At 50.3% G+C, this 13312-nt stretch carries 14 protein-coding genes; 7 read left to right on the forward strand and 7 right to left on the reverse strand.

Annotated elements, in window-relative coordinates; translation table 11 throughout:
• The first annotated feature begins 12 nt into the window (after window positions 1-12).
• Genes J3369_RS11905 through J3369_RS11915 form a run of 3 tightly spaced genes read left to right on the forward strand, consistent with a single transcriptional unit; the run spans window position 13 to window position 3701 of the window.
• Window positions 13-819 (forward strand): enoyl-CoA hydratase/isomerase family protein, encoded by an 807-nt coding sequence (locus J3369_RS11905; protein ID WP_349587062.1) that lies wholly within the window; start codon window positions 13-15, stop codon window positions 817-819.
• Window positions 812-2794, forward strand: coding sequence for an acetyl/propionyl/methylcrotonyl-CoA carboxylase subunit alpha (locus tag J3369_RS11910; protein WP_349587065.1), 1983 nt, complete (start codon window positions 812-814; stop codon window positions 2792-2794). Before J3369_RS11905 ends, J3369_RS11910 begins: the two co-directional genes overlap by 8 nt.
• Complete coding sequence (locus J3369_RS11915; RefSeq protein WP_349587068.1) at window positions 2784-3701, forward strand: hydroxymethylglutaryl-CoA lyase; 918 nt, start codon at window positions 2784-2786, stop codon at window positions 3699-3701. Before J3369_RS11910 ends, J3369_RS11915 begins: the two co-directional genes overlap by 11 nt.
• Before the next feature lies 1 nt (window position 3702).
• On the opposite strand, the gene J3369_RS11920 is transcribed toward J3369_RS11915, so the two are convergent.
• From J3369_RS11920 to J3369_RS11930, 3 genes are all read right to left on the reverse strand, one after another.
• Window positions 3703-4911: an MFS transporter gene (locus J3369_RS11920; RefSeq protein WP_349587071.1), complete on the reverse strand. Its 1209-nt coding sequence runs from the start codon at window positions 4909-4911 to the stop codon at window positions 3703-3705.
• Window positions 4912-4990: 79 nt separating this feature from the next.
• Entirely contained in the window at window positions 4991-5524 is a 534-nt protein-coding gene (locus tag J3369_RS11925; protein WP_349587074.1) for an SRPBCC family protein, read from the reverse strand.
• Between the two features lie 41 nt (window positions 5525-5565).
• Entirely contained in the window at window positions 5566-6549 is a 984-nt protein-coding gene (locus J3369_RS11930; protein WP_349587077.1) for a nucleoside hydrolase, read from the reverse strand.
• A gap of 136 nt (window positions 6550-6685) precedes the next feature.
• Here J3369_RS11930 and glgC point away from each other — a divergent pair, with 136 nt between their 5' ends.
• On the forward strand, window positions 6686-7957 hold the full coding sequence (glgC, locus tag J3369_RS11935; protein ID WP_119501571.1) for a glucose-1-phosphate adenylyltransferase: 1272 nt from the start codon (window positions 6686-6688) through the stop codon (window positions 7955-7957).
• On the opposite strand, the gene J3369_RS11940 is transcribed toward glgC, so the two are convergent.
• Window positions 7954-8745, reverse strand: a complete 792-nt coding sequence (locus J3369_RS11940; RefSeq protein ID WP_349587080.1) for an alpha/beta fold hydrolase — start codon at window positions 8743-8745, stop codon at window positions 7954-7956. The two genes, glgC and J3369_RS11940, sit on opposite strands and share 4 nt — an antisense overlap.
• Before the next feature lie 90 nt (window positions 8746-8835).
• On the opposite strand from J3369_RS11940, the gene J3369_RS11945 reads away from it, so the two are divergent.
• Window positions 8836-9651, forward strand: a complete 816-nt coding sequence (locus J3369_RS11945) for an acyl-CoA thioesterase (protein ID WP_349587082.1) — start codon at window positions 8836-8838, stop codon at window positions 9649-9651.
• 30 nt (window positions 9652-9681) lie between these two features.
• Here the strand turns inward: J3369_RS11945 and J3369_RS11950 are convergent, their stop codons facing one another.
• Window positions 9682-10527, reverse strand: a complete 846-nt coding sequence (locus J3369_RS11950; protein WP_349587644.1) for an HDOD domain-containing protein — start codon at window positions 10525-10527, stop codon at window positions 9682-9684.
• A gap of 263 nt (window positions 10528-10790) precedes the next feature.
• On the opposite strand from J3369_RS11950, the gene J3369_RS11955 reads away from it, so the two are divergent.
• Window positions 10791-12044, forward strand: a complete 1254-nt coding sequence (locus J3369_RS11955) for a glycosyltransferase (RefSeq protein ID WP_349587085.1) — start codon at window positions 10791-10793, stop codon at window positions 12042-12044.
• Window positions 12045-12082: 38 nt separating this feature from the next.
• Window positions 12083-12505: a hypothetical protein gene (locus J3369_RS11960; protein WP_349587088.1), complete on the forward strand. Its 423-nt coding sequence runs from the start codon at window positions 12083-12085 to the stop codon at window positions 12503-12505.
• Here the strand turns inward: J3369_RS11960 and J3369_RS11965 are convergent.
• Window positions 12498-12881 (reverse strand): SufE family protein, encoded by a 384-nt coding sequence (locus J3369_RS11965; RefSeq protein WP_349587091.1) that lies wholly within the window; start codon window positions 12879-12881, stop codon window positions 12498-12500. The genes J3369_RS11960 and J3369_RS11965 overlap by 8 nt on opposite strands.
• 1 nt (window position 12882) lies before the next feature.
• A complete protein-coding gene (locus J3369_RS11970; protein WP_349587094.1) occupies window positions 12883-13284 on the reverse strand; it encodes a DUF2750 domain-containing protein in 402 nt (133 codons plus the stop codon).
• Window positions 13285-13312 lie beyond the last annotated feature (28 nt).

Here is a 13312-nt window from a genome sequence, read left to right on the forward strand (position 1 = left end):
GGAGTCCGGATCATGGAACCTGTAACCGATTTCGTGACGTACCATATTGATGAGCCCGGCGTTGCCAGCATTACACTGAACCGGCCGGAAAAGCACAATGCGTTTGATGACACCATTATTGCAGCGTTATCTCATTACTTAGACACCGCCGCTCAGGACAATTACGTTCGTGTTTTGATCCTGCGGGCTGAAGGTAAATCTTTCAGTGCCGGTGCAGATGCCGGCTGGATGAAAAAAATGGCTGGTTATTCTGTAGAGGAAAATCAGCAGGATGCTTTCGCCCTTGCCACTTTGCTTAACAAACTGAATACCTTGCCAAAACCGGTTATTGCCAGAGTTCAGGGTGCAGCCTTCGGTGGCGCAATAGGTCTGATTGCCTGTTGTGACATGGCCGTCGGTACCAAACTCAGCAAATTTTGCTTAAGTGAGGTCCGGATTGGTCTTATACCCGCCACCATCAGCCCTTATGTCATTGAAGCGATGGGTGCCCGTGTGTGTCGCCGCTATTTCCAGACCGCAGAAGTATTTTCAGCCCGCCGTGCCAGACGACTGGGCCTGCTCAGTGAAGTGGTCACTGAAGACGAACTGGATGACACGGTAGAAACTCTCGTTTCTCAATTGCTTAAAAATGGTCCCGTGGCCATGGCCAGAGCTAAAGCACTGGTGCGCAATGTGGCATTCCGCCCTGTAGACGAAAACCTGATGCAGGAAACCAGTCAGGAAATCGCGGATATCCGCGTATCTGATGAAGGCCAGGAAGGGTTAACCGCTTTTTTGGACAAGCGCCCGGCGCAGTGGCAGGAGAGCAGTAATGATTAATAAACTTCTGATTGCGAATCGCGGTGAAATTGCCTGCCGTGTTATCCGCTCTGCTAAGAAACTTGGTATAGCAACGGTGGCGGTTTATTCCTCTGCCGACGAAAACGCCATGCATGTTGCGATGGCTGATGAAGCGGTAAAAATAGGCGAAGCCCCGTCAAAAGACAGTTACCTTCGTGGCGATGTCATTATTGATACTGCACTGAAAACCGGTGCAGATGCCATCCATCCCGGTTACGGCTTTTTATCTGAAAACGCAGCATTTGCCGAAAGCTGCCGAGCCAACAATATTATTTTTGTTGGCCCGCCGCCCGAGGCCATCCGTGCGATGGGTTCAAAATCGGCGGCCAAATCCATTATGGAGAAAGCCGGTGTTCCGCTGGTGCCGGGCTATCACGGCGATGACCAGGCGGATGCTGTACTACTTCAGGCAGCCAGAGAAATGGGCTATCCGGTATTGTTGAAAGCCGCCGCCGGTGGTGGCGGTAAAGGCATGCGAAAGGTCTGGAAGGATGAAGAATTCGCTGACGCTCTGAGTGCTGCCAGACGGGAGGCTATGGCCAGCTTCAGTGACGATATTATGCTGGTGGAAAAATACCTCACCCGCCCCCGTCACGTGGAGTTCCAGGTATTTTGCGATCAGCACGGCAATGGTGTTTATCTGTTTGAGCGTGACTGTTCCTTACAACGTCGTCATCAGAAAATCATTGAAGAAGCCCCTGCTCCCGGCATGACAGAAGCGCTGCGCACTCAGATGGGTGAAGCGGCACTGCAGGCAGCCAGAGCCATTGCCTATGAAGGTGCCGGCACAGTGGAGTTTCTCCTTGATGAAGACGAAAGTTTTTATTTCATGGAGATGAATACCCGTTTACAGGTTGAGCATCCTGTGACGGAAATGATCACGGGTGAAGATCTGGTGGAATGGCAATTTAAAGTTGCACAGGGTGAAGTGCTGCCGAAAAAACAGCAGGAACTTACGATAAACGGCCATGCTTTTGAAGCCCGTCTCTACGCTGAAGACCCCGATAACGGCTTTTTACCGGAAACCGGCATCCTCACAGAGCATACTCCGCCGCAACCCTCCCGTTATGTCAGGGTGGATACCGGTGTCCGGTGCGGTGATGAAGTCTCCATGTTTTACGATCCGATGATCGCAAAACTGATTGTGTGGGATGAAAACCGTGAACGGGCACTCAGACGCCTGGCGACAACTTTGAGGCAATATCATATTGCCGGAGTAACCACCAATGTGGATTATCTGCACAGGCTGGCCACTCACCCGGAATTTATCGCAGCCAATTTAACAACCACTTTCATCGACAAACACACTGCGTCGTTGCAGTTAAACAAAAAAGTAAGTGACGAACAGTTGGCGATGATGGCACTGCTCTGCGTGTTGCCACGGGAAGAGACCGCCGTTACATCCCCATGGGAAACATCCTCATCATGGCGGATGAACGGAACCTATCAGAAAACAGTGCAACTGGCTGTTGCCGGCACGGACAACTTCACGGTGGACATCCGCTGGCCTGAACAGGAAAGCGACGACTGGCTGATTACCATTGATGGCAACACACTGCGTGCAAACGGTAAATGGCTGAATGACACGTTAAAGTTAAACATTAACGATCATTTACAAACCTTCCGCGTTTCAGAGAACGGAGAAACCCGTACGCTCTTCACGCAACAAGGCAGCCTGATTTTTAATCAGATCAAACCGGATACAGGCTCTGATGAAGGAAGCGGCACTGAAAACACCTTTATTGCACCGATGAACGGCACGATTGTCGCCTGCCCTGTTAAAGCCGGGACCAAAGTAAAAAAAGATACCGTTCTGGTTATCATGGAAGCAATGAAAATGGAGCACAGCATCAAAGCGCCCTGCAATGGCACGCTGGAAACGCTTTTCTGCTCTCCGGGTACCATGATTAACGGCGGCAGTGTCTTGCTGGAGTTTACGCCTGATGAAAAATGAACTCCCCCGCAAGGTAACGCTGGTTGAGGTGGGAATAAGAGACGGGCTGCAGAATGAGTCCGCACCGGTGACCACTGAAGAGAAAATAGCATTGTTGGGGATGCTCACTGAAGCCGGGCTGACACGCCTTGAAGCAGGCAGTTTTGTTTCACCCCGTTGGGTACCGCAAATGGCAGACACCGCCGCGGTGTTTGCCGGACTGCCCGAAGTTAACGGCGTCACTTACAGTGCACTGACACCCAACGAAAAGGGGCTGGAAGCGGCACTGGCGGCAAATGTAAAAGAAGTGGCTGTTTTTGGTTCCGCATCAGAATCCTTCTCACGAAAAAACATCAACTGTAGCATTGGTGAAAGCCTTGCCAGATTTGAACCGGTTGTCAGCGAAGCCAAGGCGAAGGGGTTGAAAGTCCGGGGCTATGTCTCCTGTGTATTGGGTTGTCCCTATGAAGGGTACATTGCCCCTGCTGCCACCGCGCGGCTGGCTTCGGCACTCACTGCCATGGGATGTGATGAGATATCCCTTGGCGATACCATCGGAACCGGTACGCCGCTGGCAACAGCTGCAATGCTGGAAGCAGTCAGAGAGGTAGTACCACTGCCTCAACTGGCAGTGCACTTTCACGACACTTACGGACAGGCTCTGGCAAACATACTCGTGGCTCTGCAACAGGGCGTCAGTATCATAGACAGTGCCGTAGCTGGGCTGGGGGGATGTCCCTACGCCAAAGGCGCCAGCGGCAATGTTGCTACAGAAGACGTGCTGTATATGCTCAATGGCATGGGCATTGATACTGGCGTCGATATGACCGCATTACTGAAGGCAAGTCGCGCTGTAAGCCTTATCATCAACAGAAAAGCCCAAAGCAAAGTTGCAGCAGCACTACATTCTGATGAGCCGGAGCTTTGACTCAGTCCGGCGCTTTTTCCTGCGGTAAAATCAGTGTAAGCAACACACCGGCAATCAGAAAACCGGCCATGATGTAAACAACACTGAAGGGCAATACCTCTCCCAGTGCAGCATAAGTGGCCCCGAATAGCAGCAATATAATACCAATAGCGGTATTCGAGAAGGCCACCAGTTCCGTGCGTTGCTGCCCCTCCTTCACATCCAGACTGTAGGTTTTCCGGCCCGTACGCACGCCGGTGTGGGCAACGGATAACACGAAAAATAAGCTGGCTGGCCACCACAGACTGTTAATACTGAACATGAGCAGGCCGGCACAGGCAAGGACAGCCAGTATTCCTGCCAGTTGAAGGGTGAGTCTGGCACTTTTATCTGCCACCCTGCCCCAAACCAGCGAGGACAGCATGGTTGCAGCGGCCTGAGCAGCCAGATAAAACGGTAACAGCGATTGACTGTCAGCGTCGCCTTCCAGCATAAAAAACGGTGCGACCAGCGCTGAATGTACAAAGAGGCCTCTGACTGCAATGAAGCGGTACACCACAGCATCAAACAGAGAAAAAGAGAAGCCGGAGCTGTCCTGTTGCTCGTTTCCGACACTGACCCGGGTTTTCACCGGTAACAGAATAAACAACGATGCGACAAACCCGGCAAGAGCCAGTGCAATAATCATCAGTACAACGGTTTGCCCCAGTGCTGATTTGAAATAAATAAGCGGCACTGCAAGGCAAAGAGTCAGTACACCGGACACAGTAGAAGCTATCCCCAGTAAATCGCCCCGCTCTCCTTTATCAGCGACGTCCGCCTGGATGTCTTTCATCGTTAGTGAGCAGGCAGCCCGTCCCAGGCTCAATAAAATCAGGCTCCCCAGTACCACCGAACCGGCCAGGACGCCTTCGAAATACAGCGCACTGAGAAGCATTACGGTCACTGAAAGCGCCTGCACAATCATGCCGGAACGCCACACCTGATGCCTTGCAGGATAACGCCGCAGTAAAACACCGATGAATGCCTGTGGAAGTAAAGCACCGGATTCTCTCACAGGCACCAGCCAGCTAATCATCCATACAGGTGCAGACAATGACAAAAGTAATGCGGGCAGCGTTGTTTTGGCGGATATCAGCAAATCCGCCAGTTTGTTAGCAGCCAGTGAGGCGATGACGAGGATTTTATTTTTCGGGTACAACGCTGTAAGACTCCATGGCGGTCGTAACATTCACTATATCGCATGTAATGACCGCCATGTGCGTCATTCTTCCGGTTGTCGGATCAGTTTATCTACTCAGGTCTTTGGACTAACTCTGATTTTCCACAACGGTTTTCAGGTTTTCGAGCCCCAGTTCAAAGTCAGGGCCGATCATGCCGTCCATCATCAATCCCATATACCTGTTTACCGGGTTCATACCCATATCCCCGCTGTCGCTCCAGGTAACCAGTGTACCTCCTTCAACAGACTCCAGTGTGAATTCACCGGTCGACCCCATTTCGTACTCAGGAAAATAGAGCCGGTAGGTCATCGCACGGTTATGTTGCAAACCGGTAATCTCCATCTCACCGTCGCCCTGAGTTTCACTGAGCCAGGCCGTTTGCATACCGATGGCGCGGTCAGGGCCGCTAAACGAAACCTGCATCGCCGGGTCACGCATAAACCACACTGCCCACTGGGGCCATGCTTTTAAATTAACTACATTGGGATAAATGTCTTCAGCCGCGGCATTGATCATGATTTTGCGTTCGACATGATAATCTGAAGGTAACAGAAACCCGATGCCTGTCAGCACGAAAATGAGCACTATTATTCTCACCAGCGTTTTTTTCAGCCACGCCATTTTCAATCTCCGTGTTGATATTCACTCAAAATATATAACACTTAATTAACATTTGCAGCAGGAAATGTGTCAAACGTCCCGGAAAATTGCTGAACGACATATTTTCTGACGGCATCTGCGTCAACCCGGTCAATCCAATTTACTTTGTACCCCTCATTTTTTTCGCATCTGAAAATGCGTCCTGCATCAGGGGTCGAAACAGATGCGTTAACATACCCTGACGTTTTTGAAAATGCCGTTTCCGGTAATCCTGCGATGGACGTCGCCAGTATGTCCCACAGGAAATAGGTAAACTCGTAAGACGGGATAGCGGTGACCGTTGCAGCCCAGAACTGCCCTGCCAGATCCGCCACCGGGGTGCATGATTGAGCGAGCTGGATAAGGAACGCCCGGTCAACAGGGAGCGCATTTGTGGCGTCCAGAGGAACCAGACACACATTAACGCCACTTTGAATTAACGTACGGGTAGCACAGGGATCCCAATAAGCATTCCATTCTGCGGTACCGTTATGGTCATGCATTGCCACATTCCCCTTCACATCAATGGCACCCCCCATCCAAATCACTTCTTTGATAGCGGCTTTCAAAGCTGGCTGACGGGACAAAACTGCAGATAAGTTCGTACACGGTCCTGTCATCAGCACCGTTACCGGTGATTCTGCCTGCTTTAATGTTTCCTCAATCCAGATATCAGCCGCGACAGATTGCACATTATCTGTGGTTTCCTGTGTCCGCAGCATTTCCGGCATGCTGTGACAAACCCTTGGCTGAGCCCGCCATTCAGGGGGAAACGGATTAGGGCCCGGGATATTCCCTGTGGCTACCGGCACATGCCCGTTACCGGTAAGCGTTAAAATTTTTAAGGTACTTAACAGTGCGTCATCCGGATAGCAGTCTGCCGGGGTAATCGTCACGCCCAACAGATCCACATGGTCCATTGTCAGTAAAAGCATCAGAGATAATAAATCGTCGATACCGCCGTCGTGATCGAAAATCACCGGGGTTCTGGTTAATTTAGCCGGCATAAAAATCCTTATCTGGCGTTAAATTTTATCTTGTGTAATATGGAGTTAATCATTTGTGACAGTGTTGTCCAAATGTTACTTTTTGCTTTTGTCTTTCAGGCACAGCCGTAACGTGCTGATAAAATGGAGAACCAACATGGCTGATAACAGTTCACGCTATATCAGTAATTTGACCCGGGACACTTACGCGCTGATTCTTGCCGGCGGCAAGGGGTCAAGACTGCATGAACTGACTACCTGGCGGGCAAAACCTGCCCTTTATTTCGGCGGCAAATTTCGCATAATCGATTTTCCGTTATCTAATTGTGTTAATTCCGGTATCCGCCGGATTGGTGTGGTAACGCAGTACAAATCACACTCACTCATCCGCCACCTGGTGCGGGGCTGGGGACACTTTAAAAAAGAACTAGGTGAGTCCGTCGAGATTCTACCAGCATCCCAGCGGTTTTCCGATAGCTGGTATGAAGGGACTGCAGATGCGGTTTTCCAGAACATCGATATTATCCGCGATGAGTTACCCAAATATGTGATGATCCTTTCCGGAGACCATATTTACCGTATGGACTACGGCCCGATGATTGCCCGCCACGTTGAAAGCGGCGCAAAAATGACGGTGTCCTGTATGTCGGTACCGGTTCAGGAAGCTGCCGGGGCATTTGGAGTCATGTCGGTTGACGAAAATATGCGTATTCTGGGCTTTGAAGAAAAACCTGAACACCCTACTCCTCTGCCCGGTGACAGCACTCGCTGTCTGGCATCTATGGGTAATTATATTTTCGATACAGAGTTTTTGTTCGAGCAATTGCGCCGTGATGCTGAAAAACAAGGCTCTCAACGTGATTTCGGTAAAGACATTATCCCTTCTATCATTAAAGACCATACGGTAATTGCCTACCCGTTTGAAACATCCGGTGATGAGCAGGCTTACTGGCGCGATGTGGGTACTATTGATTCTTTCTGGGAAGCCAACATGGAAATGGTTGCGCCGGTTCCGCAACTGAATCTGTACGATCGTTTATGGCCAATCTGGACGTACCAGGAGCAATTGCCCCCTGCGAAATTCGTCTGGGATGAAGACGGCAGACGGGGTGAAGCCATTAATTCCGTCGTGTCAGGCGGTTGTATAATTTCCGGTTCAACGCTGCGCAGAAGTCTGTGCTTCTCAAATGTCAGGTTGCACTCTTACAGCACCATTGAAGAAGCGGTTATCTTGCCTGATGTTGAAGTTATGCGTAACTGCCGGCTGAAGAAAGTCGTCATTGACCGGGGTTGTGTGGTGCCCGAAGGCACTGTTATCGGCTACGACCATGAGGCAGACCGTGCCCGGGGCTTCCGTGTGTCTGATAAAGGGGTTGTACTGGTAACCCGCGAAATGCTGGGCATGCCTGTTGGTGGTTTAGGGGGTTAGCCCGCCTGCCAGCGCTGAATCGTGGTTGAAATGATTTCAGCGACTTTTTCCGGTTGTTCGAGGGGAAACATATGACCGCCATCGAACATCCGGAATTCCAGAGCATTGTCTTTAACGAATCTGGCTCTGTCTGACGGTTTTGCCACATCCGATCCGGAACCGGCAACCATCAACCCCGGGCACTGCAATTTGCCTGAAAACTGGTGCAGATTATGGGGGAAATGACGGAAGATCTCAGCTTCTACCTGTCTGTCAAAAGTCAGTCTGCGGTTTTCTCCGTCCTTCACCGTGCCTGCGACGACATAATCCCGGATACAACGTTTATCCATATTTCTGAACAGTGCTTTACCGGCAAAGTATCCTTCCAGATCATCATCCTTATGCCAGTGCGTCCGGCGAATTTTCGCAAGCCGTGACGGCGTTATTCTGTCCATCAGATTCAGTTTTTTCGCCCCGCGCACCAGCCATTGTTTAGCCCCGTACACCATCGGGGGATCCAGCATAATCACCCCCTTTACTCTTTGCGGATAACGGCAAGCGGTCATATAAGACAACATGGCTCCGAATGAATGACCGGCGAGCCAGACAGGTAGATATTGCTCCTGCGAATCCAGATACCAGACAAGTTCATCAACCTGTTTTTGCCAGTTACCGGCTACAGGAAATTCTGGCTTGTGGCCAAACTGAGGATTCGCCAGCACGTTCCAGTCTGCCGGTAATGCTGAAAACAGAGTATTGTATGTGGCTGCCGGGAACCCGTTGGCATGGGCAAAATGGATTGTTGTCATAAGTCGTCCGGACTCTTCCTGAAACCGTAAAATTGGCGAAGTGTAAAAACTCTGCTAGGATACATCAAAACTCATCCGACCAGAAGAATTATGCACGTAGATGAATTACTTGCTGTACCGGTAATGTCTGCTATCACCGAAAATCAGTGGCAGAGTGAACCATTAATCATACCAAAGGACTGGGCCCAGGGCCGCACTGCATTTGGCGGGATCTCCGCCGGCATGGCCTATCAGGCCATTTCAAAACAGGTTCATGATGACCGTGTTTTACGCTCTTACACCACTAACTTCGTCGGTCCTTTGTCACTGAACGAGCCCTTTACTATTCTGGTCACCTGCCTGCGTACCGGAAAAAACGTATCCCAGTACACGGGTCAGATTATACAAAACGGTCAGACATGTGTGTTTGTGCAGGCATGCTTCGGCATGGCACGGACCTCAAAGATTCGGGTAGACAATATTGAAACCCACGAAATGCCCTGGCCACAAAAGGCAAAATTTATCCCGCAAATACCTAAGGTCACGCCTAAATTTTTCCAGCATTTTGATTTGGCTATCGACGATGGCGGCATGCCTTTCACAGGAAAATCAGGCAGCCATTACCACGGTTTCATGCGTTTTAAGAAAGCGCCTCAAAGCATCAGTGATGCACATCTGATCACTATGATCGATGCCTGGCCTCCTACTTTGCTGCAGATGCTGCGATGGCCTGCACCGGCAAGTACTGTGAGCTGGAATCTTGAATTTATTCACCCTCATCACGAGGTCAGTGGTACAGACTGGTTCGCATATAAGGTACATACCCGTCAGGCTGCAGACGGATACGGTCACACAGAAGCGACCATCTGGAACAGTCATAATGATGTTGTTGCCCTTAGCAGGCAAACGGTGGCGGTATTTGATTAGCAGACGGCGGCCGCCGGAGGAAACCGGCGGTCAGTAAAGGATAAATGAGTTCGGATTAAACAGTGACATTACACTGATACACTGCAGGTTAGTGATATCCAGCGCATCTTCCAGGTCTTCCCGCTTTAACGCCAGTCGGTCGTGCAGCTCCGGCGAGAGATTGTGATAGCTCGGATACACCTCTGGATTTACGTTATCCAGGGCCAGTACGTAACTGAGTTGCAGAATAAGGGTATCGGAATCGTCCACTCCGCTGTCGACGTCGTGGATCAGCGATACCGGACGATAAATAGATTCAGGGATCCCCCAGCACTGTACCAGAGCAGACGACAATTCAGCATAGGTAAAACCGAGAATGGCTTTTTGCAATTCAGCGGGACTGACTCTGGCATTAAACGCCAGGCATCGTTTCGCTTCCTGAGGCACCTCTGATGCAATCACCAGCTCTCCGATGTTATGCAGTAAACCGCACACAAACAGTTTCTCAGGTTCGCGGATGCGTTTATTTTCAGCAAAATATTTTGCCAGCAAGCCGCAACTGACGCTCTGTTCCCAGAATTTGTCCAGGTCGATAACTTTGGCGTTGATATCACTAAATGCGTGGGTAATACCGTAGGCGAGCGCAAGATCGTAGGCTGAACGTGTCCCGATGACTTGCAGTGCACGGCTGATGGTTTCAATTTTATTGGGGAAGCGGTACAACGCACTGTTAGCGACTTTCAGCATCTGGCTGGTAAGCCCCGGGTCAAAAGCAATGATTTCAGCAATGTCATCAATGCTGGCTGCGTTGTCATCCATACACTCTTTTAACCGGGTCACTGCATCAGGCAGTACAAACACCCCACTCGCTTTTTCTGCAATATCTTGTGCATTCATCACAACAATACTCCGGCAATATCCTGTAGACCTTGTTCAGCAGGCGTTCCTTTTTTCAGCTCGCTGTTTACATGTATAGGCCAGGAAATCGTAACATGCCACACTTTTTCAGTTTAAGGCCTTAAATAATACGGGCCCGGGAATTATTTGAAGTTTAACGTAAAGGTATAGAAGAGACGACGTATGACCAGATACATAAGTCTTAAAATGCATACCCTGCCCCGAGTCTGGTAACATACCGTCTTTTGTTAGCGGAACACCTTGTGAGCACTGCGTTTTCATCTTCCCGGCCTGTGGCTGTGATTATCGGTTTTGTGTGGCCAGAGCCTGACTCTTCAGCAGCGGGACAGAACATGATGGGTATTATCACCGGCTTCCTGAATGATGGCTGGCGGGTGGTATTTATGACTGCCGCCAACGCGTCTGAACATTGCGCTAATCTGAATTTAGACGGGTTGACGACAGAAAGTGTGGCACTGAATTGCAGCAGTTTCGATGAGCGTATTGCCGCTATTTCGCCGGATGTGGTAGTGTTCGACCGCTTTATGACTGAAGAGCAGTTCAGTGCAAGAGTGCGCGGCGCTTGCCCGGACGCCATGCGCATACTGAATACTGAAGACCTGCACAGCCTCAGACATCAGCGTCACGAGCAGGTTAAAAGCGGCCACAAATCAGACAACTTTCCCGCCACATTCAGTGACATGACTATCAGGGAGGTCGCCGCCATCCTGCGCAGTGACCTCACGCTTATCATTTCTGACCGGGAGTTGAACTGGCTGCAAAGCAATTTCCCGATCCCCCGGGAGCAATTGCTGCACCTGCCGCTACTTACGACCGGGTGCCGGACACCTTTGCCAGAGTTCCATGCCCGCTCAGATTTTGTTTTTATCGGTAATTTCCGGCATGCCCCGAACTGGGATGCGGTACTTCAGTTACAACAACTCTGGCCGGCTGTCAGAAAGCGTCTGCCGGGCATTAACCTGAATATATACGGCGCGTATCCTCCTAAAAAGGCAATGGCTTTGCATAATCCGGCCAGAGGATTTCACGTCAGGGGATGGGCTGAGAATGCAGACGAAACCATTGCATCTCACCGGATAATGCTGGCCCCCGTAAGATTTGGCGCCGGCGTAAAGGGAAAACTGGTGAAAGCCATGCAATGCGGTACGCCCTCTGTTACCACAACAACCGGTGCGGAAGGGATTGGTACACATAAAACCTGGCCCGGCATGGTTACACATACCAACGAAGACTTTGTTGAATCTGCTGTCACACTATATACTGATGAAAAACGATGGTTGAAAGCGTCAGAAGATGGCAAACGTTTTGCTGCCAATCATTTTGACTCAGTAAAACACCAGCGAATGCTCCTCGATGAAGTTAATGCCCGCCGCGACCGCCTTCACGCCTATCGCCGGCAGTGGTTTTTACAGGCGATGGTATGGCACCAGTCACTGCGGGCTTCACAATTTATGTCACAATGGATAGAGGCAAAAAATAAACATCACGGGCAATAGTTGCTATGCTTAACTTGCCAGTCTCTCAGGAAAGATGAATGAAAACACTGATCAGCACCATACTACTTACCCTGTTGTCCTGCTTTGCCAGTGCACAGGAAGATGACAATGTATATTTTTGTCAGGGAGTGGCTGAAGCTGTCAGTTCCATCCAGTACGGGCGGGCGTACGGTTTAAAAGATGAAGCCAACGACGCAGTTAAATATATCGCCAGCTTGTCTGCTGAGGCTGAATACGACTTATTGCCTTATATTGACGCATTTATCCGTTCCTCTTCACCGTTACCTTCCGTATGGACGGAAATTCTGTTCACTCACGCCTGTGTATACAGCTATGTAGATGATACCGAACAGGTAAAACGCATTTCGCGGCAACTACCCTTTCAGTGCGATGTTAACGAGCCGGATATTGACTGTTTTAACGGCGTGTTAGAACGCATCCGGGACAATCGTGTCATTTAGTATCTGCAAGCACGGCAATGACATAGCGCAAACCACTGGTGCGTGACTCACTGAGATAGCGTTCAAGACCTGCCTGCTGCAAGAATTCCTGCCACTCACCGACGGTGAGAGGTCCGCTTAATGCGGCTTTTTCAAGCATTACCGCCAACAAGCCTCTGATCACCTTCGAATCAGACCACGCCAGAAATGGCGCGGCGCCGTCTTCAGTATTTACGTCCAGCCACACATTACTCTGACAACCGGCAATTTTGTTGCCGGCAGAGCGTAAAGATTCAGGCAACACCGGTAAATGCTTGCCTGCCAGCATAATGTGGCGCATGACATTATCCCAACCACGGGCCTCACTAACCCCGGCGGCAAGTGGCGGCAGGGTCATTTTACTTTGTCTCTTCTTGCAGACTGTCTGCCAGTTCAGAAGCTGTCATGATAATGCCTGCATCGTCACTGGTAAGAGGGAAAACGCACACATGGGTATTGTTAGCAGCCATGCCGGGCAGCCAGGTTTCCATAAACGTGTCCAGCGCCACTTTTTCCGCTGTTAATGTGGTGTGTGCTGCCACTTCCCATGTATTGATCAAATCTTTATGGGGCCATACGGGCAACACCACCGCACCGTCATTTTCGAACATCACGAAGCCTTCTTCTCCTTTTACCAGCCACACTGACTGTGCTTTAGTAGAGTACTGAAGAAACAACGCGGTACGTTCTTCCGGTGACAACAATGCGGCCTGGCTTTGTACAATTTCAGGTAAAGTTTCAGATACGGTATCCGGGAACATAATTTTCTCACATAAATAATTTCCGGCG

It is taken from the genome of Alteromonas sp. NFXS44, assembly GCF_040148705.1.
Classification (GTDB): Bacteria; Pseudomonadota; Gammaproteobacteria; order Enterobacterales; family Alteromonadaceae; genus Alteromonas.